At 72.8% G+C, this 26633-nt stretch carries 24 protein-coding genes; 11 read left to right on the forward strand and 13 right to left on the reverse strand.

The genetic code is table 11. The features are described 5' to 3' along the window. The 5 genes from wecB to IF02_RS33215 all read left to right on the forward strand — a co-directional run bounded on the left by wecB (position 1) and on the right by IF02_RS33215 (position 5397). Positions 1–1110, forward strand: coding sequence for a non-hydrolyzing UDP-N-acetylglucosamine 2-epimerase (wecB, locus tag IF02_RS0120220; protein WP_030158913.1), 1110 nt, complete (start codon positions 1–3; stop codon positions 1108–1110). 120 nt (positions 1111–1230) lie between these two features. After that, a complete protein-coding gene (locus IF02_RS0120225; RefSeq protein WP_234318273.1) occupies positions 1231–1944 on the forward strand; it encodes a chain length determinant protein in 714 nt (237 codons plus the stop codon). Further along, positions 1941–3437, forward strand: a complete 1497-nt coding sequence (locus IF02_RS0120230) for an oligosaccharide flippase family protein (protein WP_051696384.1) — start codon at positions 1941–1943, stop codon at positions 3435–3437. Before IF02_RS0120225 ends, IF02_RS0120230 begins: the two co-directional genes overlap by 4 nt. Before the next feature lie 5 nt (positions 3438–3442). Continuing rightward, complete coding sequence (locus IF02_RS0120235) at positions 3443–4561, forward strand: hypothetical protein (RefSeq protein ID WP_030158918.1); 1119 nt, start codon at positions 3443–3445, stop codon at positions 4559–4561. A 29-nt stretch (positions 4562–4590) separates the two neighbouring features. After that, on the forward strand, positions 4591–5397 hold the full coding sequence (locus IF02_RS33215; protein WP_030158920.1) for a glycosyltransferase family 2 protein: 807 nt from the start codon (positions 4591–4593) through the stop codon (positions 5395–5397). Between the two features lie 13 nt (positions 5398–5410). On the opposite strand, the gene IF02_RS0120245 is transcribed toward IF02_RS33215, so the two are convergent. After that, entirely contained in the window at positions 5411–6373 is a 963-nt protein-coding gene (locus IF02_RS0120245; RefSeq protein ID WP_030158922.1) for a glycosyltransferase, read from the reverse strand. Further along, positions 6325–8352 (reverse strand): O-antigen ligase family protein, encoded by a 2028-nt coding sequence (locus tag IF02_RS0120250; protein ID WP_030158924.1) that lies wholly within the window; start codon positions 8350–8352, stop codon positions 6325–6327. The genes IF02_RS0120245 and IF02_RS0120250 overlap by 49 nt, the downstream gene beginning before the upstream one ends. A 95-nt stretch (positions 8353–8447) precedes the next feature. On the opposite strand from IF02_RS0120250, the gene IF02_RS0120255 reads away from it, so the two are divergent. Next, on the forward strand, positions 8448–9128 hold the full coding sequence (locus IF02_RS0120255; RefSeq protein WP_106977321.1) for a hypothetical protein: 681 nt from the start codon (positions 8448–8450) through the stop codon (positions 9126–9128). Positions 9129–9142: 14 nt separating this feature from the next. Here the strand turns inward: IF02_RS0120255 and IF02_RS0120260 are convergent, their stop codons facing one another. The 7 genes from IF02_RS0120260 to IF02_RS0120290 all read right to left on the reverse strand — a co-directional run bounded on the left by IF02_RS0120260 (position 9143) and on the right by IF02_RS0120290 (position 18850). Then, the gene (locus IF02_RS0120260; RefSeq protein WP_030158929.1) at positions 9143–10189 is read right to left on the reverse strand and encodes a glycosyltransferase; all 1047 of its coding nucleotides are present in this window, start codon (positions 10187–10189) and stop codon (positions 9143–9145) included. Next, positions 10186–13485, reverse strand: a complete 3300-nt coding sequence (locus tag IF02_RS0120265) for a DUF4082 domain-containing protein (RefSeq protein WP_030158931.1) — start codon at positions 13483–13485, stop codon at positions 10186–10188. Before IF02_RS0120265 ends, IF02_RS0120260 begins: the two co-directional genes overlap by 4 nt. Positions 13486–13523: 38 nt before the next feature. Next, positions 13524–14639: a DegT/DnrJ/EryC1/StrS family aminotransferase gene (locus IF02_RS0120270; protein ID WP_030158933.1), complete on the reverse strand. Its 1116-nt coding sequence runs from the start codon at positions 14637–14639 to the stop codon at positions 13524–13526. Next, on the reverse strand, positions 14636–15451 hold the full coding sequence (locus IF02_RS0120275) for an acetyltransferase (protein WP_078622205.1): 816 nt from the start codon (positions 15449–15451) through the stop codon (positions 14636–14638). Before IF02_RS0120275 ends, IF02_RS0120270 begins: the two co-directional genes overlap by 4 nt. Beyond that, entirely contained in the window at positions 15448–16605 is a 1158-nt protein-coding gene (locus IF02_RS0120280; protein ID WP_030158937.1) for a DegT/DnrJ/EryC1/StrS family aminotransferase, read from the reverse strand. Before IF02_RS0120280 ends, IF02_RS0120275 begins: the two co-directional genes overlap by 4 nt. Beyond that, entirely contained in the window at positions 16602–17612 is a 1011-nt protein-coding gene (locus IF02_RS0120285) for an SDR family NAD(P)-dependent oxidoreductase (protein ID WP_030158939.1), read from the reverse strand. Before IF02_RS0120285 ends, IF02_RS0120280 begins: the two co-directional genes overlap by 4 nt. 113 nt (positions 17613–17725) lie before the next feature. Continuing rightward, positions 17726–18850, reverse strand: a complete 1125-nt coding sequence (locus tag IF02_RS0120290) for a Gfo/Idh/MocA family protein (RefSeq protein ID WP_234318274.1) — start codon at positions 18848–18850, stop codon at positions 17726–17728. A gap of 422 nt (positions 18851–19272) precedes the next feature. On the opposite strand from IF02_RS0120290, the gene IF02_RS0120295 reads away from it, so the two are divergent. From IF02_RS0120295 to IF02_RS0120310, 4 genes are all read left to right on the forward strand, one after another. Then, complete coding sequence (locus IF02_RS0120295) at positions 19273–20148, forward strand: glycosyltransferase (protein ID WP_037836692.1); 876 nt, start codon at positions 19273–19275, stop codon at positions 20146–20148. Between the two features lie 113 nt (positions 20149–20261). Continuing rightward, the gene (locus IF02_RS0120300; protein ID WP_051696385.1) at positions 20262–21632 is read left to right on the forward strand and encodes an MFS transporter; all 1371 of its coding nucleotides are present in this window, start codon (positions 20262–20264) and stop codon (positions 21630–21632) included. Further along, entirely contained in the window at positions 21629–22642 is a 1014-nt protein-coding gene (locus IF02_RS0120305; protein WP_030158946.1) for a hypothetical protein, read from the forward strand. Before IF02_RS0120300 ends, IF02_RS0120305 begins: the two co-directional genes overlap by 4 nt. A gap of 74 nt (positions 22643–22716) precedes the next feature. Continuing rightward, complete coding sequence (locus IF02_RS0120310) at positions 22717–23505, forward strand: SDR family NAD(P)-dependent oxidoreductase (RefSeq protein WP_030158948.1); 789 nt, start codon at positions 22717–22719, stop codon at positions 23503–23505. Positions 23506–23547: 42 nt separating this feature from the next. On the opposite strand, the gene IF02_RS34850 is transcribed toward IF02_RS0120310, so the two are convergent. Then, positions 23548–23721, reverse strand: a complete 174-nt coding sequence (locus IF02_RS34850) for a hypothetical protein (RefSeq protein ID WP_158708521.1) — start codon at positions 23719–23721, stop codon at positions 23548–23550. A 142-nt stretch (positions 23722–23863) separates the two neighbouring features. Here IF02_RS34850 and IF02_RS0120320 point away from each other — a divergent pair, with 142 nt between their 5' ends. Next, positions 23864–24676 carry a hypothetical protein gene (locus tag IF02_RS0120320; protein ID WP_030158950.1) on the forward strand — a complete coding sequence of 271 codons (813 nt, stop codon included), beginning with the start codon at positions 23864–23866 and terminating at the stop codon, positions 24674–24676. 35 nt (positions 24677–24711) lie between these two features. Here the strand turns inward: IF02_RS0120320 and IF02_RS0120325 are convergent, their stop codons facing one another. The 3 genes from IF02_RS0120325 to IF02_RS0120335 form a co-directional block, all read right to left on the reverse strand. After that, positions 24712–25110 carry an SHOCT domain-containing protein gene (locus IF02_RS0120325; RefSeq protein ID WP_030158952.1) on the reverse strand — a complete coding sequence of 133 codons (399 nt, stop codon included), beginning with the start codon at positions 25108–25110 and terminating at the stop codon, positions 24712–24714. Positions 25111–25343: 233 nt separating this feature from the next. Next, complete coding sequence (locus IF02_RS0120330; protein WP_030158954.1) at positions 25344–25709, reverse strand: darcynin family protein; 366 nt, start codon at positions 25707–25709, stop codon at positions 25344–25346. Next, a complete protein-coding gene (locus tag IF02_RS0120335) occupies positions 25699–26616 on the reverse strand; it encodes an NAD(P)H-binding protein (protein ID WP_030158956.1) in 918 nt (305 codons plus the stop codon). The genes IF02_RS0120330 and IF02_RS0120335 overlap by 11 nt, the downstream gene beginning before the upstream one ends. Between the last annotated feature and the right edge of the window lie 17 nt (positions 26617–26633).

Below are 26633 nucleotides of genomic sequence, written 5' to 3' on the forward strand. Positions count from 1 at the left end.
ATGCCCAGGATCATCTGCGTGGCCGGAGCACGGCCCAACTACATGAAGATCAAACCGGTGATGGACGCACTGGAGCGCCGCGGCGCCGAGGTGGTCCTCGTCCACACCGGCCAGCACTACGACGAGTCCATGAACGACGTCTTCTTCCGCGACCTGGGCATCCGTCCGCCCGACCGGTACCTGGGCGCCGGGTCCGGTACGCACGCCCAGCAGACCGGCCGGGTGATGGCGGCCTTCGAGCCGCTGGTGGACGAACTGGCCCCGGACGCGGTGGTGGTGGTCGGCGACATCAACTCCACGCTGGCCTGCGCCCTGGTCACCGCCAAGGCCGGCCCGCTGCTGGCCCATGTCGAGGCGGGCCTGCGCAGCCGGGACTGGAGCATGCCGGAGGAGGTGAACCGGGTCGCCACCGACCGCGTCAGCGACTACCTGCTGGCCCCCTCCCCCGACGCGGCCGTGAACCTGCGGGCGGAGGGGTACCGGGAGGACCAGATCCACGTCGTCGGCAACGTCATGATCGACACCCTGCTCGCCAACCTGGAGCGGGCCAGGGCCTCCGACGTCCTGGACCGCCACGGGCTCACCCGGGGCGGGTACGGCCTGGTCACCCTGCACCGGCCGGCCAATGTGGACGATCCCGCGGCCCTGCGCGGTCTGCTGAAGGCACTGGGCGAGATCGCCGACCGCTGCCCGCTCCTGCTGCCCGTGCACCCGCGGGCGGCCGAGCGGCTGGCCGAGATCGGAGTCCCGGGCGGCATCCGGATGGTCCCGGCCGCCGGATACCTGGACTTCATCGCGCTGCAGGACTCCGCCCGGGTGGTGCTGACCGACTCGGGCGGCATCCAGGAGGAGACCACCGCCCTCGGCGTGCCCTGCGTGACGCTGCGGGAGAACACCGAGCGGCCGATCACCGTCGAGGAGGGCACCAACGTACTGGCGGGCACCGACCCGGAGCGCATCACGGCCACCGTGAACCGGGTGCTCGACGATCCGCCCGCGCCGCGCTGCCCCGAGCTCTGGGACGGCCGCGCGAGCGAGCGCATCGCGCAGGTCCTGCTGGAGGGCGGGACGGCGGGCACGCGGCCGCGGCCCACCGATCTCGTCCCGTAGGACCGGCGGCGCCGCACCACCGCAGCACCGCATAAACCGAAGAAGAGCAAGAACCGTAATCCGCACATGAAGAGAGCGGCGGCGCGTGGACGACACGACGCCGCCGCGAGGGGGAAGACCATGGATCTCGCGGAGATCTGGCGGGTCATGCGCAGGCGCTGGTACGTGCTGCTGCCCGGACTGCTGCTCACGGCCGCACTCATCGCAGGCGTGTACCTGCTGGTCCCGGTGGAGTACCGGTCACAGAGCACGGTGACGCTCCTGAACTCGAAGAAGGCCACGGTGGCCTTCGACGGCAACCCCTTCCTGAGCACCCAGGCCTCGCTCACCGGCATGGCCGACGGCCTGGCCCGCAACCTCAACTCCGACGACTCCCGGGCCGACCTCAAGGCCCAGGGCGTCACCGGGGAGTACGAGGCGAAGATCGCCGACAACGCGCAGGGGCCCTTCATGTGGCTGAGCGTCACCGGAACCGAACCGGCCGCCGTCCTCCAGTCGGACCAGGTCTTCACCGCGTACGCCGAGAAGCGGCTCCAGGAGTTCCAGTCCCAGCAGTCGGTGACGCCCGAGGCCATGATCCGCATGGCCACGATCGTCCCGCCCCAGAAGCCGGAGGCGCAGACCAAGACCCGGCTCCAGTACCTGATCATGGCGGGGGCGCTGGGCTTCGTACTGAGCCTGGTGGCCACGTTCTTCGTGGAGGCGCGGCGCCGCAGGCCGGACAAGCCGGGCCGGCACCGGCCCGCTCCGGCCGAGAACGCCGAGTCCGAGGCCGGCGAACCCGGGGCGAGCGACTCCCGTACCGCCCGGGCATCGGCCGGAGCCTCGCCGTGACCGGGACCGACGCCGGTGTCCAGGCTCCGGCCGAGCCCCCGCCCGAGGCGCCCTCGCTGGGACGCAAGGTCGGCTCCGCCGCCCGGTGGAGCCTGGTCAACACCGTGGTCATGCGCCTCGGCAATTTCGTCACCGGCATCATCCTCGCCCGCTTCTTCCTCGGTCCCGAGGCCTGGGGCGTGTACGGGATCGCCCAGACGGTGCTGCTGGTGCTGCTCTCCGCGAACGAGCTCGGCGTCTCCCTCGCCATCGTGCGCTGGGAGGGCGATCCGCGCCGCTTCGCCCCGACCGTGCTCACGCTGAGCGCCACCTCCAGCTGCCTGCTGTACGCCGTCCTGTTCACGGCGGCTCCCGCCGTGGCCCGGGTGCTCGGCTCGCCCGAGGCTTCGGGGATCCTGCGGGTGATGTGCGTGTGCGTGGTCCTGGACGGTCTGTCGCAGGTGCCCGCCGGGTTCCTCACCCGGGAGTTCGCGCAGGGCAAGCGGATGGCCATCGACGGCGTCAACTTCGTCCTCAGCACCGCTGTCACCCTGCTGCTGGCCGTCCAGGGGTGGGGCGCGATGAGCTTCGCCTGGGGCTCCGTGGCCGGCAACGCGGCCGCCCTCCTCGGATGCTGCCTCGCCGCGCCCGGCACCCTGAGGTTCGGCTGGGACCGCGAGCAGGCGAAGGCGCTGCTCCGCTTCGGGCTCCCGCTCGCCGGGGCCAGCATGCTGGCCCTCGGCGTGGTCAACGTGGACACCATGGTGGTGGGTTCGGCCCTGGACCAGCTGGCCCTCGGCTTCTACGTGCTCGCCTTCAACATCTCCGGATGGCCCGTACGGATCATCTCCGAGGCGGCCCGCCGCGTCTCCTTCGCCGGGTTCTCCCGGCTGGCCGATTCGCCGGGGGCGCTGGCCGGCGGTTTCGGGCGCGCCCTGGGCGTGGTGATGACGGGCACCGTCCCGCTGTGCGTGCTGCTGGCCGCCCTGGCCGCGCCGATCGTGGGGCTCGTCTACGGAGACCGCTGGCTGCCCGCGGCCGCCGCGCTGCCCTGGCTGATGGCGCTGGGGCTCGTACGGATCGGCTGCGAGCTGGCGTACGACTGCCTGGTGGCCATCGGCCGGCGCCGCTCCCTCATCGGGGTGCAGGGACTCTGGCTCGTCGTCCTCGTCCCGGCCCTGGTGCTCGGCGCGGGCGCGGGCGGGATCGTGGGGGTGGCCCAAGGCCACGTCCTGGTCGCCTGTGCGGTCGTGGTGCCGGTGTTCCTGTACGCGCTGCACCGCGGCGGCGTGGCCTTGCGGACCGTGGCCCGGGCCTGCGCCTGGCCGTTCCTCGGCGGCGCCGTGATGGCCGCCGTGGTCCTGGGCCTGGAGCGGCTCCTGGGCGACGGGGTCCTCGCGCTCCTCGCGACCGGGACCGCGGGCACCCTCTGCTACGTCGTGTGCGTCCTGCCGAGCCGCGGCTTCCTGCGCGGTTCCGCGCCGGCGGGTACGACCGCGGCGGCAGGGGCGTAGCCGCCGTGGCACGCGACCGGAGGCGTCTCGTGGCCTGGCTGCTGGCCGGGCTCGTACTGGCCGTCGTACTCGCGCTGTACGACGCCGACCGGACCGGGGTCAGCGAGCCGTCGGCCGGGCCCTCGGCCGGGCCGTGCCCGGACAGCGCCCTCCGGTGCCCCGGCGCCACTCCCCCGCCCGAGATCACGCCGTCCGCCTCGCCCTCCGCGGATCCGTCCGCATCGGGCAGTCCGAGTCCTTCGGCCAGTACGGCTCCGACCTCGGCCGCGCCCTCGCCGGGTTTGAGCCCGGCGCCCGGGGGCCCGTGCTCCTCGCCCGGCGCGTGCGGGTTCCCGGACGCCGGCACCACCGGACCGCGGATCGCGCTGGAGCGGCACGACACGGGCAACATGTCCGTGAAGACCGACGGCATGGTCATCAAGGGCTGGGACATCCGCGGTTCCCTGGACGTCTACGCCAACGACGTCACCGTCATCGACAGCCGGATCACCTCCACGAACTGGTGGGGGATCAACCTGCGCCCCGGCTTCAGCGGTCTGCGCGTCCTGCACACCACCATCACCGCCGTACCGGGCAAGGGCCCCGACAACGGCGGCGTCGACTACGCGGTCTCCAACATGGGCGGCAGCTCGATCGAAGTCGGCTGGTGCGACATCTCCGTGTTCGGCAACGCCCTCTCGATGGGCCAGGGCGAGATCCACGACAACTACGTGCACGACATCGTCCCCTTCCGCAACCAGGGCGGCGAATGGCAGCACACCGACGCCGTCATCAGCGGCGGCGGCAACAAGGGCCGCCTCACCATCCGCCACAACACCCTCCTGAACCCCGTCCCCGTGCACCAGGGCGCCAGCGCCGCCGTCGGGCTCTTCGCGGACACCGGCAACGTCTCCTCCGTGGTCGTGGACGGCAACTGGCTGGCCGGCGGGGCGTACGCGCTCTACGGCGGCGGGCCCGGCGCGACCGGCATCCAGGTCACGGACAACGTGTTCTCCGCCGAATACCACGCGAACGCCGGCGCCTACGGGCTGGTCGCCGCCTGGAACGCGGGCGGCGCCGGGAACGTATGGCGCGGCAACCGTACGGCCGACGGCCGGCCCGTGGTCCCCGAGCCCGCCCCCTGACGACCTGACGTTCGAACCGAGAGGACATCATGCGCCGCATCGCCCGGGCCCCCTGGGAGCTGCTCAAGCGGGCCTTCGGCTGGCTGGTGCTCTTCGAGGCCAGGAACAAGGTCCTGCTCGCCCCTTCCGCCGTGCGGTTGCGGTCCTTCGAGGACGCCGAGACCGCCCGGCTCGCCACCCTCCTGGGCAGCCCGCCCGCCGCGCTGGTGGCCACCGTCATCGCCACCCACCGCCGTCCCGAGGCACTGCGCGCGGCGGTCCGCTCGGCTCTCGGGCAGACGGTCGCCGACCAGGTGGTCATCGTGGTCGACGACGGCGCCGGCCTGCCCGAACTACCGCAGGACCCACGGCTGTTCGCGGTGTCGCTGGCGCGCAACACGGCCACGGCCGGAGTCGTGCGCAACGTGGGGATACGGCTGACCCGCTCGCGGTACGTGGCCTTCCTGGACGACGACAACCTGTGGGAGCCCGACCACCTGGAGCAGGCCCTCGCGGTGCTGGAGCCACCCGGCGGGCCCGAGGCCGTGTACACAGCGCTGCGCCGGGTGCTGCCCGACGGCTCCGAACGGGACGTGCTGTCGGTGCCGTTCGACCGCCGCCGGGCCGCGCACGAGGCCTTCCTCGACACCAATGCCTTCGTGGCGCGCCGCACCCGGTCCCTGTACTTCAGCCGGCTGCGGCGTACGCCCGAGGTGCTGCCGCGCGAGGACTGGGAGCTCGTACGCCGCTACGCGCGCCGCCACGAGGTCCGGCACGTGCCCCGGCCCACGGTCCGCTACCTGGTCAACCCGGAGAGCTTCTACACCGCCTGGGACGGGCAGACGCCCACCGGGTGACCCGGCATCCGGCTCAGGGGCCGGGCGTGGCGCGCAGCGCGGACGGGCTGGCCAGGGCCCGCGCCGCCGCCAGGCTCGCCGGCCGGCCGAGCGCGGCGCGCGAGGTCTCGCGCAGCAGTACGGCCCCGCGGAAGGCGGCGGTCGCCGCCGCTCCGTGCCGACGGCCGTACAGCCTCACCCGGTTGAGGGTCAGCAGGGTCCACAGGCGGGGCGAGACCTGCGAGTCCCCGCCGAGGTGGACCGCGCGGGCGGCGGGTTCGAGACGGGTGGCGAAGCCGAGGTCCCCGGCCCGCAGGCAGTACTCGGTCTCCTCCGAGTACAGGAAGAAGGATTCGTCCCAGGCGCCGCACGCGTCCAGGCAGTCCCGGGAGAGGGCCATGAGCGCGCCGGTCGCCCAGTCGGCGACGGTCGCCCGCTCGTAGGCGGCCGGGTCGGTGACCAGCTCGCTCCAGCGCGGGAAGCGACCGGCCCGGCGATTGCCGATCACGGCCTCCCCCAGGGCCCGCGTCACGCGCGATTCGCGGCGCAGCGAGTGCTGGAGGGTGCCGTCCTCCTCGTACAGCAGCGGGACGCTGATCCCGACGCGGCGGCCGCCGGACAGGGGTGCGTCGAGCGCGTCGACGAGGAGTTCGGCGCAGCCCCGCCGCATCCGGATGTCCGGATTGCACACGAGGGCGGCCCGGAAGCCGCCCTCCCACGCGGCAGCGGCCTCGAGGGCGGCGTTCACCCCGGCCGCGTACCCGGCGTTGCGGCCGGTCTGGACGACCGTGGCCCCGGGGGCCAGCGAGCGGATGACGTCGACGGTGTCGTCGGCGGAGTCGTTGTCGGCGACGACCAGGCGCCAGTCGAGCCCGGCCATGCCCTCGGGCAGGGAGGCGAGGAACTCGGGCAGCACCCGGGCGCTGTTCCAGGTGACGACGAGGACGGCTACGGGACCGGCGCTGCGAGATCGGTCCGGGTGGCGGCGGGAGGGCATGCGGACTCCACGGTCGGGGGCTTCGGCGGCGCGCCGCGCCGGATGAAGCCGAGGTAACTGCCTCCGGCGGCGATCGTCAGGAAGAACATCCCGGCGAACATCGGGAAGCTGAGGGCGTCGAAGGTGGCGCTGCTGACGAGGGCGACGAGGGCGGAGGCGAAGAACGCCTGGCCGAGCTCCCGGTCGGACTCGTCGGCGGCGAGGCGGCGGATGGCACCGCCCTGGTGGATTCCCGTGAGGAACAGGGCCAGGAGGGCGAGCAGGCCGAGCAGGCCCATCTCCGCCAGGGTGAGCATGTACTGGTTGTCGGTGAAGAAGTAGAGGTCCGGCGTGAAGGTCCCGAGGCCCCGCCCGAACAGCGGGCGCTCCTCCACGTAGGGGACGATCGCGCTGTACTTGACGGTACGGGCCTGGGTGCTGCTGTCGGAGTTCGACAGGAACGACCCGAAGAGCGTGGTGATGGTGCCGATCAACCCGGGTACGGCGACCTTGAAGCAGGCCACGGAGCCGAACAGCAGCCCGATCGCGGTCCAGCGGCGCTGCGGCTTCCACCGCGGCACCATCACCAGGACCACGATGAGCACCCCGATGATGGAGGTCCGCGACACGGTCAGCGGCAGGGCTCCGCCCATGAGGGCCACCGGCCCCCAGCGCCGCCGGCGGCTGAGGTGGGCGCGGACCGGGTCGAAGGCCTGCTGGACGGCGAAGGGCAGCATCAGGGCGAGCATGCCGCCGAACTCCAGCGGCTGGGCGGTGGTGGAGCGCGGCCTGGTGAACGCCCCGCGGTCGAGCGTGGTGATCTGCGCGACGCTGGAGCGGAGCCCGGGGATGCTGATGTGTTCGGCGATGTTCGTCGCGGTGAAGAAGTCGTAGTAGCCGATGGCGGCGACCACCGATCCCATCACCACGGCCCGGCGCAGCAGGACGTCGAGACGGGCCCGGTCCTGGATGCCGGCGGAGACCAGCACGACGATCGACACCCAGACGAGCAGGCCGATCAGGCCGCGGTCCGCGCCGAGCACCTCCTTGTGGGTGCTGCCCCGGGTGGCGTCGGCGAGGTACGAGGCCAGGACGGAGACGGCCAGCAGCCACATCACGACCCGGGGCAACCGGGTGCCCGCGGCCGGCCGGATCCGGCCGGTCAGCCAGGTCGCCAGGTACCAGAACAGGCCGAGGAGGGCGAACACGTTGGCCGGGGTGCCCACCCCGCCCATGCCCGGGAGGGTCAGGTTCGAGGGGATGAAGAAGGCCAGCCCCAGGTAGCCGCTGAGCAGCGCGGTGGCGTCCGGCGTCCGGCCGGGCAGCCTCCTGCGCACGCGCGCCTTGGGTGCGCCGGCCGAGGCGGCCGCGGCGGCCGCCTCGCGCCTGCGGCGGCGGGCCACCAGCAGGGTCTCCGTCACGAAGGAGAGCGTGAAGCCGGCGGTCACGCTCGCGATGACGACCCCCAGCACCTGCTGGTAGCGGCTCTTGAGCTGGGGCACCGGGGTCTGCGGCAGCACCACCGGGGCCGTCTGGACGAAGTACGCGGGCTGTACTTTGGCGGCCGCCTGGAGCGCGTTGAGCTGCTCGCCGGCGAAGGTGGTGAGCGTACTGGTCTCCTTGAGCACCTTCGCCCGGTCGGTGCCCGTGACGGTCAGCGTGAGCATCGGGCCCGAGGTGTTCGCGGCGAAGCCGACCGTGTACGGGTCGGTCACGCCGAGGCCGTGCAGGTCGCGGGCCGCGTCGGCTCCGGACAGGGTCCTGATCAGCACGTCGGCGGTGACGACCAGCGAACCGCCCGCGTTGGAGATGGGGTTGCCGAAGGCGGGGGCCAGTTCGGCCACCGCCGTGGAGTCGAGCAGGGCCACCGAGCTCTGCGACTGGTACGCCACGGGCACCGAGCGGTACAGGTGCAGGCCCGCGAGGAGTCCGATCACCGTCAGGGGCACCATCACGTACCAGCGCCGCCGCAGCACGGCGGCTATCTCACCGATGCTCACGAATGCCCCCTTGCGCCTGCCGGAACCGATGGCGGGCGGACCGGCGTCCTGGAAAGATCGAACGCGACGGAAGGAATCCTGTGTCGCCTGGTGAGTTGTTCCGCACGCTTCGCCGCCGCTGGTACGTCCTGGTCCTGGTGGCGGCGCTCGCGGCCGCCGGGGCCGTGCAGGTGCTCCGCCCCACCCGGACCTATGTGAGCTCGGCGATCGTCGTGCTCAAGCCGCCGGTCACCGGCAGCCAGCCCAATCAGCTCGCCAATCTCCAGCCGCCGCTGGCCGCCGTGTCGTACGCGGCGGTGCAGCAGATCGAATCGCCCGCCGGGGCGGACGAGTTGCGCGCCGCGGGAGTGGACGGCACCTACCGGCTGATGCCGCGCAACAGCGGCACCAGCGTCACCCCCCGCTATCTGATCCCCTCGCTCCAGGTGCAGGCGGAGCACGCCGATCCCGCCGCCGCCAACCTGGCCGTGCTGAAGGTCGTCGAGGCGTACACGAAGCGCATCACGACCATGCAGGCCGAGCAGCAGATCCCGGAGAAGGCGCGGATGAGCGTGACCCTGCTGGTGCCGCCGACCGCGGTGGCGCAGACCGGGACCAAGAGCCGCGCACTGGCCGGGACGGCACTGCTGGCCGGGGTCTGCGGGGTGGCCGCCGCGCTGTGGACCGATCGGCTCGTGACGCGCCGGAACCGGCGCCGGCGCGAGGGCGCCGACACCGGTCCGGGGGACGAGGGCGAAACCGAGAGCCGGGTCCTCGTGGCCGCGGCGGCCCGCTGAGTACTGCTGGTTCATCAAATCCCTCGGCGTTTCCAGGACTGCCACCAGAGCCACTCGCGCCCCCGGTCGGCGACGGCCGAGAGCACCAGCGGCTGGAGGTACGGCATCACGCGGGCCCCGATCCGCCGCCGCCTGCGCAGCGCCCGGTACTCGGGGAGCCCGGTGTACTGCGGCAGGCACTCGGCGGCGAACGCCTCCAGTTCCTCCACCGGCACCACCCCGGTGCGCCCGCGGTCGTACGCGCGGTAGGCGCGCCGCAGCGCGTACCGGGCGAGCCGGGTCCGCGCCAGGGCCGACAGCCGGCCGGCCTCCGGGAGCAGGCCGGCGCACTTGTCCAGGACCGAGTCGAAGGCGACGAGGCGCTGGCGCAGGTCGTCGAGCTGCCCGCCGAAGTCGGTGGTCGACATGTTGTTGCCGTGGACGCGGTAGAAGGCCTGGTCGGCCCCGCGGACGTAGCCCACGTCGGCGTGCGCCGCGAGCCGCATCCACATCTCGATGTCGCCGGCGTGCGGGAGCTCCGGGTCGTAGCCGCCGACCTTGCGCTGGAGGCTGGTACGGACGACCACCTCGGGCGAGGTGATGCACCCGGTGCCCTCCCGGAACCGCCGCTCCAGCCACCACCGTCCGGGGTAGACCACCGATCCGGTGCTCCGGGTGCGGGCCGCGGGCAGCGGTCCCCCGTGCCGGAACCGGAGCGGCCGGCCGTAGGCGAAGCCGGCCTCGGGGTGGGCGTCGAGCAGGGCCGCGGCGCGCACCAGGGCTCCGGGGACCAGCCGGTCGTCGGCCGAGAGCAGGGCGACGTAGTCCCCGTCGGCCCACTCCAGGAGGCCCTCGTTGTAGGTGGCGATGTGGCCCTGGTTCTGCTCGTGGACCCGTACCTCGATGCGCGGGTCGGCGGCGGCGAGGGCCCGGGCGACGTCCGCGGAGTCGTCGGGCGAGGCGTCGTCGATGATCAGTACCCGTACGTCGACGCCCGGCTGCTCGTCCAGGACGCTCTTGACGCAGTCGGCCAGGAAGTGGCCGTACTTGTAGCAGGGGATCACCACGCTGACGGTGCTCACTGGCCGCTCACCTCCGTCGAGCCGTCCGCCGCGAGGCCGTTCGGCGCCGTGGTGGTGAAGACCGGGCCGACCCAGTAGTTCACGGAGCCGAAGGTGTTGGTGGGGAAGGCCGTGGAAGCGCCGTACTTGTAGAGGCCGTTGGCGCCGCCGCTGCCGTCGGCCGGGGCGACCAGCGGGTAGGAGCGGTGCGCGGCCGTGAAGTAGCCGCCGTCCACCGAGTACTTGCCGTTCGGCGCGTGGTAGGAGGCCACGTAGCTGGTGCCCGCGGTGATGGGCACCGGGGTGGCGAAGTGGAGCTGCTGCCAGCCGGACAGGGTCTCGCTGCCGAAGGTGCCGGTGGCGAGGAGGGTACCGTCCGCCGACCAAAGGCTGCCGGTGTGCGTACCGGTGTTCCCGGGGCCCTTGTAGAAGGTGATGCCGGTGACGTATCCGCCGACCGCGGACTGGAAGCGGGTGCCCAGCTCGACGGAGTTGGTGTCGTCGCCGACGTTGGCGGTGCTCGGCTCGGCGGTGGGTCCCCACAGGGTGCAGGGACAGTTCACCGTGGGCGGGCTCGCGCTGGTGGTGAAGGTCCAGGTGACCGGCGCGGCCATGGAGTTGCCCCACAGGTCCGCGGCCTGCACCGAGGCCGTGTACGTGGTGTTCAGCACCAGCTCGGTGGACGGGGTGAAGGTGGCGCTGTTGGAGGCGGTGAGGACCTTGCTGCCCGGGACGGTGGCCCCGCCCGGGTCCTTCAGTGCGAAGGAGAGGGTGTCGGAGTCGATGCCCTCGCTGAAGGTGGCCTTGACCGCGGAGGTGATCGCGGTGCCGGTCGCCGCGGACTGCGGGGTGATCGAGGTGACGGTGGGCGGCGTCGTGCTCGCGCTGGAGGTGTCCAGGACCGCGTCGACCCAGTAGTTGCTGCCGGACGCGGCCGTGGACGGGAACCCGCCCGTGGCGCTGTAGCGGTAGACGCCGTTGCCCCCGTCGCTGCCGCTGCGCAGTGCGGTCAGCGGGGCGAGCCCCGCGTCGGCGGAGGCGAAGGTGTTGTCGAAGGAGTACCCGCCGTGGGGCGCGAAGTAGGAGGCGATGTACGTGGTGTTGGCTTTGACCGGGACGGGCGAGGAGAAGTTCAGCTGCTGCCAGCCGGACGCCGTCTCGTTGGTGAAGGTGCCGGTGGCCAGGCGCTGGCCCGAGCTGCTCCACAGGCTGCCCGTGTGGGTGCCGGTGTTGGCCGGGGACTTGTAGAAGCGGACGCCCGTGATCGAGCCGGGCGCCGAGGAGCGGATCTTCACGCCGAGTTCGACGGCGCTGCCGTCACCGGCGTTGACGGTGCCCGGTACGGCCGCGGCCGGCCAGACGGTGCAGGGACACTGCTGGGGTCCCACGGTCAGCGGCACGGTGGTGGTGGCGCCGATGTTGACGCTGTCGTCCACCGCGCGGACCTTGATCTGGACGGGTCCGGGGGTGGTCGGGGTCCACTTGTAGGTCCAGGACCCGACTCCGGTGGCCGCCTTCCAGGTGGTGCCCGCGTCGGTGGATACCTCCACGCGGGCCACCACGCCGCCGCCGCTGTCGGTCGCGGTGCCGGTGATGGTCACCGGGCGCAGCGCGGGCACGGTGGCATTGGCCGCCGGGCTGGTCACGGTGATGGCCGGGCCGGTGGAGTCGGTGGAGGCGGTCGCCGTGACGAGGTTGCTCTGCAGGGACTTGGGCTGGACGCCCATGTCGGCGAACACGTTCACCGTGGCCTGCTGCATCCGCTTGTCCTCGGTGACCACGGTGTCGTCGGGGTTGCCCGTCGGCATGTTGGTCAGGCCCCAGGACCACTGCACGGTGCCGGCCCCGAACACCAGGGCGTGCGAGGTCGGGTCGCGGAAGGCGACCAGGCTGTGCGTCGCGGTGCCGTTCCCGTACGTGTTGCCGTAGTCGAGCCGGAGCTTGCCGTCGTTGATGTCGACCGTGGTGGAAGACATCGCGATCTGCCCGGGCGGCCGCGCCGCGTCCTCGACGTCGCTGTCCCACTCGTAGCCGAGCGTGCCGGCCGGGAAGGTGGCGGTCTGGGAGGGGGTCAGGCTCGCGACGGTGGTGCCCCGCCACAGCCGCATCTTGGCGAACGCGCCGGGCACGGTGATCGCGTCGCTGCGGTAGCCGTTGACGCTGAACAGCGAGCCGGTCAGCTGGTTCTGCGGCTGGTACGGCCGTCCGTTCGTGGAGCTGGCCGGGTCCATGAAGGTGCCGGTCCAGATCCCGCTCGGGTCCGGAATGCCGTTGGGCTGGGGGAAGGAGAGCTTGGTCTCCTTGTAGCAGACCAGCGTCCGGTTGGCCGTGGCCGCGCCGTCGATGCTGGGCGCGAGCCGGGTCTTCCAGAAGACCTCGTTGCCGCTGAAGTAGGTCTGGTGGACCCCGGCGCGCCGCGCGTTCAGCGCGTTGGTGAACTGGTCCTGGGTCCAGTACTCGTCGTGGCCCGAGGACATGAACACCTTGTGGTTGCCCAGCTGCGTCGCACCGCGGGTCGACATGTCGATGCCGGACATGTAGCTCACGTCGTACCCGTTGCGCTCCAGCCACGAGATCATCTGGTACTCGGACCCGTAGATCCCGTTCTCCCCGCCGATGTCCATCGGCCGGTTGTAACTGACCTCGTAGGCACGGCCGTCGGGCGCCGGTCCCCCGCCGTCGTACAGGTCCTGGCCGCCGTAGTTGTTGTACGCCTGCCAGGTCTGGTCGCTGGTCTGCACGACGATGTCGGAGTGGCTGGAGTCGTTGCGGACGACGAACGGGTACGGCATGACCCCGTTGCCGTCCGCCTGGTCGAGGTTGGCGATGTACAGGCCGGACACGGCGTCGGCCGGCACGGTCCACGTCGCGGTCACGGGCCAGTTGCCGCAGTCGACCAGGCCGGTGGCCGCCTTGGTGGTGCAGCTGCGCGGGTTGCCGCCCGCGGGGAAGTTCGCCGGGTAGGTCTGGGCCGCCTGCGCCGCGGTCGACATCAGGCGGGCACCGTCACCCCCGTAATGGCCCAGCCGGTAGACCGACACCCGGTAGGAGGTCGGCGACTGCACCTTGAACTGCACCGTCTCGCCCGCCTGGACGCTCGTCTGGGCGCTGAAGCCCTTGATGTCCCCGTAGGCGCTGGGCGAGAACCAGTCGGACATCGGCGTGCCCGGCTTGGAGTTCTCGCACACGATCGCGTTCGTGCCGGGACCGCAGGGGTCCGCCGCACCCGCGACCGAGGACGGAGGTAAGACCGTGGCCATCAGGGCGGCGACCACGGTGAAGAGGCCGTACCGGAGCAACCTTGTCCGTCTGTTCATCTGTACCTCTTTGTTGTGCGTCGGCGCGGCGCAGGGCGTCAGCGCAGCGCGTCGGTGAGCGCGTCCACGACCCGCTGCTGTTGGGCGGCGGTGATCTGCGGGAAGAGCGGGAGCGAGAGCATCCGGTCCGCGGCCCGCTCGGCGTGCGGGAAGTCCCCGCGGCCGTGGCCGAGGTGAGCGAAGGCCGGGGTGAGGTGGACCGGGGCCGGGTAGTGCACGCCCGCGCCGATGCCCTCCGCGTTGAGCTTGCCGACGACCGCGTCGCGGTCCGCGCCGCCGACCCGGACGACGTAGAGGTGCCATACGTGGACGTTGCCCTGCGCCGTGACCGGCAGGGTGACGCGTCCGGCGGCGGCCAGATCGGCCAGCAGCACGTCGTAGCGGGCGGCGGCGGCGCGGCGGGCCGCGTTGCCCTCGGCGAGCCGGGCCAGCTTGGCCCGCAGCACCACGGCCTGGAGGCCGTCCAGCCGGCTGTTGAACCCGGCCACGTCGTGCCGGTACTTGGCGATGCCGCCGTGGTTGGCCAGGGCCCGTACGAGGTCGGCCTTCTCCTCGTCGTCGGTCACCACCGCGCCCGCGTCGCCGTACGCGCCCAGGTTCTTGCCCGGGTAGAAGCTGGTGGCGGCGATGCCGCCGCTGCCGGGCGTACGGCCTTCGCGGGCGGCGCCCTGGCTCTGCGCGGCGTCCTCGACGACCTTGGCGTACGAGGGCAGCCCCGCGGCGAGCTCCGCCGCGGGGGCGCACTGCCCGTACAGGTGCACCGGGACCACGGCCCGCGTGGCCTTGCCGACCGCGTCCAGGGCGGCCTGCGGGTCCATGAGCAGGGTGTCGGGGACGCAGTCGACCAGGACCGGCCGGGCGCCGATCCGGGCGACGGCTCCGGCGGTGGCGATGAACGTGTTGGCGGGCAGCACCACCTCGTCGCCCACGCCCACCCCGCTCGCACGCAGGGCGAGTTCGAGCGCGTCGGTGCCGTTGGCCACCCCGACGCAGTGGCCGACCCCGGCGAAGGCGGCGTACTCGCGCTCGAAGGCGCGGACCTCCTCACCGCCGATGAAGGCGGTGTCGGCGAGCACCCGGTCGAATCCTGCGCGTAATTCCTGCGCGACCTCGGCGTGCGCCGCCTTCAGGTCCACGAGCGGTATCTGGTTCATCCGACTGTGCTCCCCATCCGTGTTTCCGGCCTCGTGTGTGTCTCGGGCCTCATCCGTGTCCCCGGCCCCCGGCCGGTCTCCTCGCCGTCGGCCCGCAGCTCGTCGAGCGCCGGGCCCCCCGCCTCGCGCAGCCGGCGGGCGGGGCTTCCGGCCCACACCTCGCCGGGCGGCACGTCGGCCAGGACCGTGCTTCCCATACCGGTCAGCGACCAGGCGCCGAGCGTGGTGTTCTCCCGTACGAGGGCGCCCGCGCCCACGTACGCCCCGCGCCCCAGCCGCACCCCGCCGCCGAGGCGGACCCCCGAGGCGAGCGTGGCGAAGTCCCCGACCGTGTCGTCGTGCGTGAGGACCGTGTGCGGCATCACCGCCACGTGGGCCCCCACCCGTACGGCCGCGGTCAGCACGCAGTGCGCGAGCAGCACCGAGCCGGGGCCGAGCACCGAGGACGCCGAGACCGCGGCGGTGGGGTGGACCACGGTCGCGTACCGGCGCTCGGGCAGGGCCAGGCGCCGCACGAGACGGGCCCGTACCGCGTAGTCGCGCGGGCTGCCCACGCAGACCACGACGCGGGCGTCCTGGTACGGGTGCCGGTGCACCAGCTCGCCGCCCCCCAGCACGGGCACCCCGTCGACTTCCCGGCCGTGCAGCGCCGGGTCGTCGTCCAGGTGCCCGGCGAGCCGCCACCGGGGGGCGCGGCCGCGCTCCCGGTCGGCGGCGGCCGTGTCCCGTACGGCCTGGGCGGTCTCGCGCGCGAAGCCGCCCGCGCCGACGATCAGGAGGTCCTCGGTGACCCGGGCGTGCGGGCCGGTCATCCGCCGGCCTGTTCGCGCAGCACCGCGACCACCCGGTCCTGCTGGTCCTGCGTCATGGTGTGGAACAGCGGCAGGATCAGCGAATCGCGGCTGATCCGCTCGGTCACCGGCAGCGGAGCCGCCCCGTGTCCGGCGTACGCCGGCTCCAGGTGCGAGGCCATGATCCCGCGCCGGACCGAGATCCCGGCCTCGGCCAGCACGGCGAGCAGCTCGTCCCGGCCGACCGGGAAGTCCCCGGTCAGCAGCACCCAGTACGACTGGAAGTTGCCCTCGCCGTGACCGGGGTCGCGGACCGGGCGCAGGCCCGGGATCCCGGCGAGCAACTGCCCGTAGCGGGCCGCCAGTTCACGGCGGCGGGCCACGATCGCGTCCAGTTTGCCGAGTTGCACCAGACCGACCGCGGCCTGGATGTCGGTCATCCGGTAGTTGTAGCCGACCTCCAGATAGGCCTCGGCGATCGGCTTGCTGCTGGCGTGCCGCTGCGCCGCGGACACGTTCATGCCGTGCTCGCGCAGCCGGCGCAGGCGCTCGGCCCACTCGGCGTCGTCCGTGGTCACCATGCCGCCCTCGCCGGTGGTGATCACCTTGCGCGGGTGGAAGGACCAGGCGGCGAGCAGGGCTCCGTGGCCGACCGACTTGCCGCCCACGGTCGCGCCGATCCCGCAGGCCGCGTCCTCCACGAGCGGGAGGCCCCAGTCGGCGCAGGCCGCGCGCAGGGCGTGCACGTCCGCCGGCACCCCGCCCTGGTGGACGGCGAGGACGGCCTTGGTGCGGGGGGTGCGTACGGCGTCCACGGTGTCGGGGGTCAGGTTCCCGGTGGCCTCCTCGACGTCGGCGAACACCGGGTGCGCGCCGACGTAGCGCACCGCGTTGGCGGTGGCGATGAAGGACAGCGAGGGGACGATCACCTCGTCGCCGGGGCCGAGGTCCAGCGCGATCAGCGCCAGGTGCAGGGCGGTGGTGCACGAGCTGACGGCGATGCCGTGCTCGGCGCCCACCCGCTCGGCGAAGGCCCGCTCGAACGCGGCGACCCGGGGGCCCTGGGCGACCCATCCCGAGAGCACGGCGTCGGCGGCGGCCTGCGCCTCCTCCTCGCCGAGCCACGGGATCATGACCGGGATGCGGGCGGGGGCGGGAGTGGTCGCGGCGCTCATCGGCCGGCCTCCCCGGCAGCGGCCGAGCGCGCGGCCGCGTCGGCCGCGCGCTCGGCCCGCCACCACTCCACCAGGTCCCGCAGCCCGCGGCGCATGTCGATCTCGGCGGTGAAGCCGAGGCGTTCCGAGGCCTGGGAGGTGTCCGCGAGGCGCCGGGTGACCCCGTTCACGGCGCGGGCCGGCCCGTGTTCCGGCGCCATCGCCTCCGCGCCCATGGCCTCCAGCAGTCCCACGGCCAGGTCGCGCAGGCTGGTCTCGGTACCGCTCGCGACGTTGAACACCTCGTCGGTCAGGTCGGATTCGGCGGCGAGCAGGTTGGCCCGCGCGATGTCGCGTACGTCGGCGAAGTCCATGGTCTGGGTGCCGTCGCCGAGGATCAGGGGCGGCTCCCCCGCGGTGATCCGCTCCATCCAGCGGATCAGCACCTCGGTGTACAGCCCGTGGATGTCCATCCGGGGCCCGTAGACGTTGAAGTAGCGCAGCGCGACGTAGTCCAGCCCGTACATGGCGTGGAAGCTGCGCAGCATCCCCTCGTTGAAGGCCTTCGCGGCCCCGTAGAAGGTGTCGTTGTTGTACGGGTGGTGGCGCTCGGTGGTCGGGAAGGTCTCCGCGAGCCCGTAGACCGAGGCGGAGGACGAGGCGACCACCTTGCCCACCCCGGCGGCGACGGCCGCCTCCAGCACGTTGAACGTGCCGTCCACCAGCACCTCGTTGGCCAGCCGCGGCTCCTCCGCGCACTGGGTGATCCGGATGGCGGCGAGGTGGAAGACCAGCTCGGCGCCCTCGGTCGCCTTGCGTACGGTCTCCCGGTCGCGGATGTCGCCCTCGACGACGTTCACCGCGCCGCTCTTCAGGGCGCGGGCCAGGTTGCCGAGCCGTCCCCGGACGAAGTTGTCGAGCACGACGACCTCGCGCGCCCCGTTGTCCACCAGCTGGTCGACGACGTGCGAGCCGATCGTGCCCGCCCCGCCGGTGACCAGAATCCTCTTGCCTCGTACGCTGCTCAACGCCCTGCCCCTACTGAGTCGGTCGTGGTGTTTCGTGCTGGTGCGCCCGGCGCGGTGTGCACGCCGGGCGAGATGGTGCGGGTGGCGGATCCGCCGGCCGTCGGCGCCCGGTGTCAGCGCCCGGTGCGCAGTCCGACGACCGCGCCGCGGAACTCCAGGCTGCGGGAGGCGGCTTCGAGGATGTCGAGCACCTGGAGGCCCGCCCAGCCGTCGGTGAGCGCCGGCCGCCGGGTCCTGATCGCGGCGGCGAACTCCTCGACCATGCTGCGCAGGGCCTCCTTCTCGCCGAGCGCGGGCGCCACCATGTCGCCGGTCCGGTAGGAGGCGAGCACGTCACGGCGCTCGTCCGCGCCGATCTCCTGCGGGGCCGTCATGTCCACCCCGCGGTCGAAGACGGCGACGCGCTGCGTGGGGTTGAGGTCGTCCCAGACCAGGGTGCGCTTGGAGCCGCCGACCATCGTCGTGCGGACCTTCACAGGGGACAGCCAGTTGACGTGGACGTGGGCGATGGCGCCGGTGTTGAGCGTGAGGGTCAGATAGGCCACGCAGGACTGGCCGGCACCGATCGGGTCGGCACCGTGTGCGGCGACGGCGACGGGGTGGACGTTGTCCGGGAGGATGAAGTCGAGGACGGAGAGGTCGTGGGGGGCGAGGTCCCACAGGACGTCGATGTCCTTCTGAACGAGCCCCAGGTTGATCCTCACGGAGTCGAAGAACTGGATGTCGCCGAGTTCGCCGGAGCGGACCATGTCGCGGATGCGGGCCACCGCCGGGGTGTAGCAGTAGGTGTGGTCGCACATGAGGGTGAGGCCGCGTTCCTCGGCCTCGGTCACCAGCTTCAGGCCGTCCTCGTAGGTGGCGGCCAGCGGCTTCTCCACCAGGACGTGTTTGCCGGCGCGCAGGGCGGCCAGGGCGACCTCGAGGTGGGTGCCGGCCGGGGTGGCCACGGCGACGGCGTCGACGGCCGGGTCGGCCAGGACGGCCGCGTAGTCGGAGGTCGCCTGGACGGTGGAGTAGTGACCGAGCACCTGCCGCGCGCGGTCGACGTTCAGATCGCAGAGCCAGCGGAGCCGGAACCCCGGACTGGACTGGAAGTTGCGGACGAGATTGGGTCCCCAGTAGCCCGCTCCGACGACGGCGACGCCTAACGGCTTGGCCGGCCAGGCACCTGCGATCGTGGCCTCGCGCCCCGCACCCTTCGCGGCGTCCTTCTCGGGTTCCTTCTCGGATTCCTTCACAGCGTTCACCTTTCCTTCCGCGCACGCCCGCGGGCGCAATCGACAACCCATGGCCGGGACGCGTGCGAAGGAAGGGGGTGCCGCCGACGGCCGGCGCCGGGGCGCATGCGCGACCCGTGCGTGACCTGCCCAACGGTGATGGCCCCCCACGACCGATGCCCTACGTGTTGCGACGTACTTCCGCCCCCCGGCCGCCCGGCGCCCCTCGCACCGGTCCGGCCACGGGCAGGCGGCCTGTTCCCCCAAGCCGCCGTACCCGCATGTAACCCCAACTGCCCAACTGCCCTGCTCCCACTGGATTTCAGCGTCGCCGAAGCACGCCGAATCCGGTCGGCTGCGTTCAATCTAGACCACCGGGACTACCCCCGGGGAGAGTTGGAGGAAACGGTCGGCGCGGGTGTTCGAGCGTGCATACTTCCGGGGTGACCAGCATCGTGATCCCGGCCCACAACGAGGGCCGGGTCATCGGCCGGCTCCTCGACGCGCTCCTGGCCGACGCCCCGGAACCGGGGCCCGACATCGTCGTGGTGTGCAACGGCTGTACGGACGACACCGCTGCGGTGGCGGGCGCGCGGGGGCCCCGCGTACGGGTGGTGGAGATACCGACTCCCTCCAAACACACGGCACTTCGCGTCGGCGACGAGCACGCACAGGGCTTTCCGCGCCTGTACGTGGACGCCGACGTGGAGGTCGGGGCGGCCGACGTACGGGCGCTGACCGGCGCCCTCGCGGCGCGTCCGGAGCTGCTCGCCGCGGCCCCCGGCCGGGACATCCCGCTCTCCGGGTGCGCCTGGCCGGTCCGTGCGTACTACCGGGTCTGGCAGCGGCTGCCGGCCGTCCGCGAGGGGCTGTTCGGGCGGGGCGTCATCGCGGTGACCGAGCCGGGGCACGCCCGGATCGCCGCCCTGCCCCCGCTGATGGCCGACGACCTGGCGGCGTCCCTCGCGTTCACGCCGCAGGAGCGGCGGGTGGTCGAGGCGGCCCGGGTCGTGGTGCATCCGCCGCGCACCTGGGGGGACTTGATCAGGCGGCGGGTCAGGGCGGCCACCTCGTCCGCCGAGCTGGAGCGCTTCCAGGCCTCGCGGGCGCCCGGGGGCCCTGAGGGGGCGCGTGCGCCGTCCGCGCGCACCGGCACCGGAGATCTGCGCGCCCTGCTGCGGGCCCAGCCGAGCCTGCTTCCGGGGGTGGTCGTGTTCGTGGTGGCGGCGCTGGCCGCCCGGCGGGGGGCCCGCAAGGCGATCCGGTCGGGGGACTTCTCGACGTGGCTGCGCGACGAGAGCAGCCGACAGCAGGCCTGAGCAGCGGGGATCCGCCGAATCGGGCCGTACGCCGCCCAGTTGGCCCGTACAACCATTAGGGTTTCACTCGTACGTACGAGTGACCAGACCGTCGGCACCGGGAGCTCCAGAGCATGTACCTCGCGGACCGCTCCGCGCCCGCCGGCGCGAAGACCGCACCGGACGGCGGGCCCGTCCGGGCACCCGCGGTCGCCTCGACCGTCCTCGCGCTGGGCGCGGTCAGCCTGATCACGGACGTCTCCTCGGAGATGGTCACCGCGGTGCTGCCGCTGTACCTGGTCGCAGGGCTCGGGCTGAGTCCGCTCGGGTTCGGCGCGCTCGACGGGGTCTACAACGGGGTCAGCGCGCTGGTGCAGCTGACCGGCGGCCACCTCGCCGACCGCGTCCGCAACCACAAGCTGATCGCGGGCATCGGCTACGGGCTGTCCGCCCTGTGCAAGCCGCTGCTGCTGCTCGCGCACAGCCTGGGTCCGGTGGGCGTGGTCCTCGCGCTGGAGCGCACCGGCAAGGGCCTGCGCACCGCTCCGCGCGATGCGCTCATCTCCCTTTCCACACCTGCCGGGTTACAGGGCCGCGCGTTCGGCGTACACCGCGCCATGGACACCACCGGGGCGCTGCTCGGCCCCCTCGCCGCCTTCTTCATCCTGAACATGGCGGTCGGCGGGTACGACGCCGTCTTCGGCGTCAGCGCGTGCATCGCCGTGCTCGGTGTGGTGGTGCTGATGCTGTTCGTCCCGTCGGGGGCGGGGCCGGGTCCCGGTCCCGTGGGGACGGCGAAACCGGACGGCACGAAGCCGGACGGCACGAAGCCCGCCGGCGCGAAGCCCGCCCGGGTGAACCTCCGCGAGGCGGCGGCGCTGCTGCGCCTGCCCCGGCTGCGCGCCCTCGCTCTCTGTGCCGCCCTGCTGGGCCTCACCACCGTCAGCGACGCCTTCCTCTACCTGTTGCTCCAGGACCGCACCGGCATCCGCGAGCAGTGGTTCCCGCTGCTCCCCCTGGGCACCGCCGCCGTGTTCCTGCTGCTGGCCGTGCCGGCCGGCGCCCTGGCCGACCGGATCGGCCGCCGCACCGTCTTCCTCGCCGGGCACGCCCTCCTGCTGGCGGGGTACGGGCTGCTGCTGTGGGCCCCGCACTGGCCCGCCCTCCCGTACCTGGTCCTCGTCCTGCACGGCCTGTTCTACGCCGCGACCGACGGGGTCCTGCCCGCCGCCGTCGGTGCGACCGTCCCGGCGAAGCTGCGGGCCACCGGCCTCGCCGTCGTCGGTACCGGCCAGGCGCTGGCCCGCTTCGTCTGCTCGCTCGCCTTCGGCGCCGCCTGGACGGTGTGGGGCGCCGGTCCGGCGCTCGCCGCCGCGGCGGCCGGTCTGTGCTGCTGCGCTGCCGTCGCCGGCTTCGTACTCCGTCCGTCGGCCCCGGAGTCCGGTCCGGGGCCCGGTCCGGACCCCGCTCCCGACCCGGCCCGACTCCCCCGAGGAACCCGATGACCCGCTCACGCCGGCTGCTCGTACTCGCGGTGGCCGTGCTGCTCCTCGGGGGTCTCGGCACCGCGCTGGTACTGCGCTCCGCCGCCCGCGCCGAGCAGACGCACGAAGGGGACCCGACGGTCGCGCAGGGCCGGGTCACGCTCGGGCAGCAGAACCGGCTGGCCTTCCTCAACGGCGCGCAGGGCCCGCACCGCGGGGCCCTGGTCTCGGTCCCGGGCCAGACGCCGCAGGCCGAGCGGACCGCCTCGGGCCTCACCTGCCGGCGCTTCCACGCCGCCGCCGGCACCGGTGTGTGCCTGAACTCCTCACCGGGCGCGCTCGCCCAGGACAACAAGGCCCTGATCGTCGACCCGGACCTGCGCACGCTGCACACCTTCCCGCTCGCAGGCACCCCGTCGCGGGCCCGGGTCGCGCCGAGCGGCCACTTCGCCGCATGGACGGTGTTCGTCTCCGGCGAGTCCTACGGCGCCGCGTTCTTCTCCACCCGTACGACGATCGTGGACACCCGTACGTGGGCGGTCGAGCCCGACCTGGAGAAGTTCTCCATCGTCCTGGACGGCCGCCCCTACTCCTCGGGGGACGTGAACTTCTGGGGCGTCACCTTCTCCAAGGACGACGACACCTTCTACGCCACCCTCGGCACCGCCGGCCAGACGTACCTGGTGAAGGGCTCGGTCTCGCGGCGCAGCGTCACCACCCTGGCCCAGAACGTCGAGTGCCCGTCGCTGTCCCCGGACGAGACCCGGGTCGTGTACAAGAAGCGCGTCATGCGCGGTGCTTCGCTGTGGCGCGAGCACGTACTGGATCTGCGCACGCTGCGGGAGCAGCCGCTCGCGGAGAAGCGCAGTGTGGACGACCAGGCGCTGTGGCTCGACGACCGTACGGTGGCCTACGCCCTGCCCGCCGAGGGCGCGCCGGACACCACCGACCTCTGGACGGTCCCGGCAGACGGCTCGGGCACCCCCCGCCTCCTCACCCCGGCGGCCTCCTCCCCGACCCGCCTGGGCTGATACGGGGCCACCTGCCTGACGTCGCGGCCCTGTCGGCACCGCACCGGGCCCGGATGCGTACAGACTCGTTCCTCGTGGATCTGCATCTCACGGACAAGGTGGCGCTGGTCACCGGAGCGAGCAAGGGCATCGGCCTGGCCGTCACCCGGGCGCTGGCCGGCGAAGGCGCCTTGGTGGTCGCCGCCGCCCGTACGGTGAGCGGCCCCCTGACGGAGCTGGCCGCGGGCGGGCGGGTGCGGCCCGTCGCGGTCGATCTGGCCACCGCTGACGGACCCGGGCACGCGGTACGGGAGGCGGCCCTGGCCTTCGGCGGGCTCGACGTCCTCGTCAACAACGTCGGCGCCGTCCGGCCCCGGCTGGGCGGGTTCCTGTCGCTGACCGACGAGGACTGGTCCTGGGCCCTGGACATCAACTTCCTGACCGCCGTCCGCACCACCCGGGCCGCCCTCCCCCATCTCCTGGAGCGCGGTGCGGCGTCGATCGTCACCGTCAGCTCGGTCAACGCGTACCTGCCCGACCCGGGGGTGATCGACTACTGCGCGGCGAAGGCGGCGCTCGCCAACTTCTGCAAGGCGCTGTCCAAGGAGGTCGGACCGCGCGGCGTACGCGTGAACACCGTCAGCCCCGGCCCGGTCGAGACGGCCCTGTGGCTCGGGGAGCAGGGCGTGGCCGCCACCGTGGCGGGCGGCACCGGGAGCACGCCGGACGACATCGTCGCGGGCGCCGCCGCGCAGTCCGTCACCGGGCGCTTCACCCGTCCCGAGGAGGTCGCCGACCTCGTCCTGCTGCTGGCCTCCGACCGGGCCGGCAACACCACGGGCTCCGACCACACCATCGACGGCGGACTCGTCACCACGCTCTGATTCCTGCCGCGATCCGGCTGCTTCGCGGCGCGCGGGCGGCGGTCAGGTCCGCTTCTCGGCGAGGATGCGGTCCGCCGCGTAGTGGGGGCACGAGGCCGTGTGCCAGGTGACCGTCAGGGTTCCGGCCTCCGCCGACAGGGTGCGAGCGGTGCCGTCCTTCGGGCCCGCCTGGCAGTACGTGCACACCAGGGGTCTCGGCTTGGGGAACTCCAGCATGGTCGGCCCTTCCCGCTCAGACGCACCGGATACGCCAACTCCTATCAAACCTGGGCGGATCCCGGCCCGATACCTGCCGGTAGGGTCGGAATTCCTGCAACCCGGCCGGAGATGTGATCCGGGCGTGAAGTAGCGTCTGGGCATGAGCATGCCGCCACCGTCCCCGTACTCCCCCGGTCCGTACGGACCCCCGCAACAGCCGGGTCCGTACGCCGGTCAGCAGTACCCGTACCCGCCCCCACCGCAGCCGCAGCCGTACCACGGTCAAGGCGGGTGGGGGCAGCAGCCGACGGGGCTGCCGCCGGGCGGCCACCGGACCGGGAAGAGCGCCGGCGTCATCGTGGCCACGGTGGTGGGGCTCGTGGTCGCGGGGTTCGTGTTGAACCGGATGAAAGACGTGAACCAGCACACCAGCGGAGTCGGGTTCCCCGCGGCCAACTACCGGCTCACGGTGCCGAAGACCCTGCTGGGCGGTACGTACGCGCTCTCCGAGGACCTGTCGCAGACCCAGGGCAAGGAAGCGATCAAGGGCTATGACCCGAAGATCCGCAACCCGGAGCCCGCCACCGGCCGGTACACGTCCGGATCGGCGACGGATCCGGACGGGGTCCTCGTCCTCTCCGGGATGTACGGCCAGTTCAAGGACCCGGCGGATGCCCGCAGGAAGATGATGGACGGGGCCTCGAAGGCCGACGGCGCGAAGACGGCGGTCCTCCCGCGGGACATCACGCCGAGCGGCGCGGACATCACCGTGACGTGCCAGGTGCTGACGTCGGTCGAGGAGGGTCAGACGACCACCCTGCCGATGTGTTCCTGGGCCGACGAGAACACGAGTGCCGCGGTCGCCGTGGTCACGCCCGAGACCGCCCGGCAGGACCCCGCCTCCGTCGACCTCGACGGCTTGGCCAGGACGACCCTGAAGGTGCGCGCCGAGGCCAGGCAGCCGATCAACTGACCGGGCCGGGCCGGGTCAGGCGGGGCCGGGCCGGGTCAGGCCAGGAGCTTTGTCTTGGCTTGTTGGAACTCGGCCTCGGAGAGGGCGCCCTTGTCCTTCAGTTCGACGAGCCTGGCCAGTTCGTCGACGTGCGACCCGCCGGAGGAGGACGACCCGGCCGTCTTGCGGATGTAGTCCTGGAAGGCGGCCTCGGTCTCCTTGGCCTGCTTGGCCTCGCGCTGGGTCATGCTCTTGCCGCGGGCGATGATGTAGACCAGTACGCCGAGGAACGGCAGCAGGATCACGAAGATCAGCCACCCCGCCTTGGCCCAGCCGTTCAGTTCGTGGTCCCGGAAGAGGTCGGTGACCACCTTGAACAGCAGGAACAGCCACATGATCCACAAGAAGAACCAGACCATGCTCCAGAAGACACTCAGCGCGGGGTAGTCGTCCATGGACGCCTCCTTCGGGCGGGCCCGATGCCCGCGATCAGCAGTATTGGCGCGCGTACCGCCTTCCGCATGTCGAGCCGGCCCCTGACGGCCTCCCCCGCCCGCCCGAACGGCGCCACCGCCGAGGCCCCCGCCCGTATCGCACGTTCCGCGGGACTCACCCGTTCGGGGTTCCCGTCCGGCCGGTGCTTCCTTCCGCAGGGCGGAGGCGGCACCGGCCGGTCAGGGGAGGAGCCTCAGGTGGCGAGGGTGGCCACCGGCTCCAGGCCGTAAGTGCGGGCGTAGCCGTTCTCGGTGCCCACGAGCAGGTCCACCACGTCGAAGTAGCGGTCCCAGAAGGGGGTTTCGCGCAGCGCGTCGATCAGCAGCCGGTAGGCGTCGTGGTCGTCCGCCTCCCAGACCCAGACGTCGGTGACCCGCGCCGAGTAGAACTCCGTGTCGTAGAAGCGGGAGCGGACGCCGCGGGTGCGGGCCTCGATCACCGGGACGACGTGGGTGGTGAAGGCCCGGACGCGTTCGGCCACGGTCATCGCCAGCCACTCCGGCGTGGTCTTGACCAGCATGAACGCGGTGACCGGCGGCTCGGTTCCGTCAGTGGGCATCGGCTGCCTCCGGGGTGGCGAGGACGGCGGGCTTGAGGGTCTGCGCGCACCACTGCGCGAATCCGGTGGCCGGGCCCGCCTGCGGCGAGCGGTCGACGCCCGAGTCCAGGCCCTGGTCCTTGGCGCGCTTCATGTCGACCATGCCCTCGACGAAGGCCTCGCCGAGGCCGTAGCCGAGCAGGGTGGACCGCATCTCGTCGAGCGGCTGGCGCCGGTAGCGGACCGGACGGCCCAGCTCCTCGGTCATGATGCGGGCCAGGTCGTCGGGCGACAGGTCCTGCGGGCCGAGCACCGGGACGCTGCCGACGCCGGTCCACGAGCGGTCCAGCAGCAGCCCGGCCGCCGCTCGGGCGATGTCGGCAGTGGCCACCATCGGGGCCTTGCGGTCCGCTGCGGCGGTATCGGTGAAGACGCCGTTCTCGCGGATCGAGTCGGCCTCCTCCAGCAGGTTCTCGAAGAAGGACGGGTTGGCCAGGGCGCGGTAGGCGACGCCGGAGCCGGCGATCAGGTCGTCCATGGCCAGGGAGGCGGTGACCAGCCCGGCCCGGGCGGCCTGCGGGGTGCCGCGGCCGAGCGCCGAGACGCCGACGACACGGCTGACGCCGTGGGCGGCGAACGCCCGCGCGGCCGGGCGGGTGAAGCCGCTGTACGCCTCGTCGGGCGTGGCCGAGACGTCCGGCGGCACCAGCCAGAAAACGGCGTCGGCCCCGGTGAAGGCGCGCTCGACGGTCGCGGCGTCGCCGTGCGAGCCGGTGACCACCTCGACCCGTCCGCGCACGGCTTCGGGGAGCCGGGCAGGATCGCGGACCACGACGCGCAACTCCTCTCCGTGTGCGGGCGCGGCCTCGACCAGCAGTGACAGCAGCCGCCGGCCGATGTTCCCGGTGGGGGCGGTAATGACGATCATGAATTCCTCACGGTCTT

It is taken from the genome of Streptomyces sp. NRRL S-244 (assembly GCF_000717915.1).
GTDB lineage: Bacteria > Actinomycetota > Actinomycetes > Streptomycetales > Streptomycetaceae > Streptomyces.

Coding starts and splice junctions, on each gene's coding strand:
- IF02_RS0120305 (WP_030158946.1), top strand. CDS start 21,629: ATGACCCGCTCACGCCGGCTGCTCGTACTCGCGGTGGCCGTGCTGCTC.
- IF02_RS0120330 (WP_030158954.1), bottom strand. CDS start 25,709: ATGCCCACTGACGGAACCGAGCCGCCGGTCACCGCGTTCATGCTGGTC.
- wecB (WP_030158913.1), top strand. CDS start 1: ATGCCCAGGATCATCTGCGTGGCCGGAGCACGGCCCAACTACATGAAG.
- IF02_RS0120265 (WP_030158931.1), bottom strand. CDS start 13,485: ATGAACAGACGGACAAGGTTGCTCCGGTACGGCCTCTTCACCGTGGTC.
- IF02_RS0120275 (WP_078622205.1), bottom strand. CDS start 15,451: ATGACCGGCCCGCACGCCCGGGTCACCGAGGACCTCCTGATCGTCGGC.
- IF02_RS0120335 (WP_030158956.1), bottom strand. CDS start 26,616: ATGATCGTCATTACCGCCCCCACCGGGAACATCGGCCGGCGGCTGCTG.
- IF02_RS0120270 (WP_030158933.1), bottom strand. CDS start 14,639: ATGAACCAGATACCGCTCGTGGACCTGAAGGCGGCGCACGCCGAGGTC.
- IF02_RS0120300 (WP_051696385.1), top strand. CDS start 20,262: ATGTACCTCGCGGACCGCTCCGCGCCCGCCGGCGCGAAGACCGCACCG.
- IF02_RS0120245 (WP_030158922.1), bottom strand. CDS start 6,373: ATGCCCTCCCGCCGCCACCCGGACCGATCTCGCAGCGCCGGTCCCGTA.
- IF02_RS0120280 (WP_030158937.1), bottom strand. CDS start 16,605: ATGAGCGCCGCGACCACTCCCGCCCCCGCCCGCATCCCGGTCATGATC.
- IF02_RS33215 (WP_030158920.1), top strand. CDS start 4,591: ATGCGCCGCATCGCCCGGGCCCCCTGGGAGCTGCTCAAGCGGGCCTTC.
- IF02_RS0120320 (WP_030158950.1), top strand. CDS start 23,864: ATGAGCATGCCGCCACCGTCCCCGTACTCCCCCGGTCCGTACGGACCC.
- IF02_RS0120225 (WP_234318273.1), top strand. CDS start 1,231: ATGGATCTCGCGGAGATCTGGCGGGTCATGCGCAGGCGCTGGTACGTG.
- IF02_RS0120325 (WP_030158952.1), bottom strand. CDS start 25,110: ATGGACGACTACCCCGCGCTGAGTGTCTTCTGGAGCATGGTCTGGTTC.
- IF02_RS34850 (WP_158708521.1), bottom strand. CDS start 23,721: ATGCTGGAGTTCCCCAAGCCGAGACCCCTGGTGTGCACGTACTGCCAG.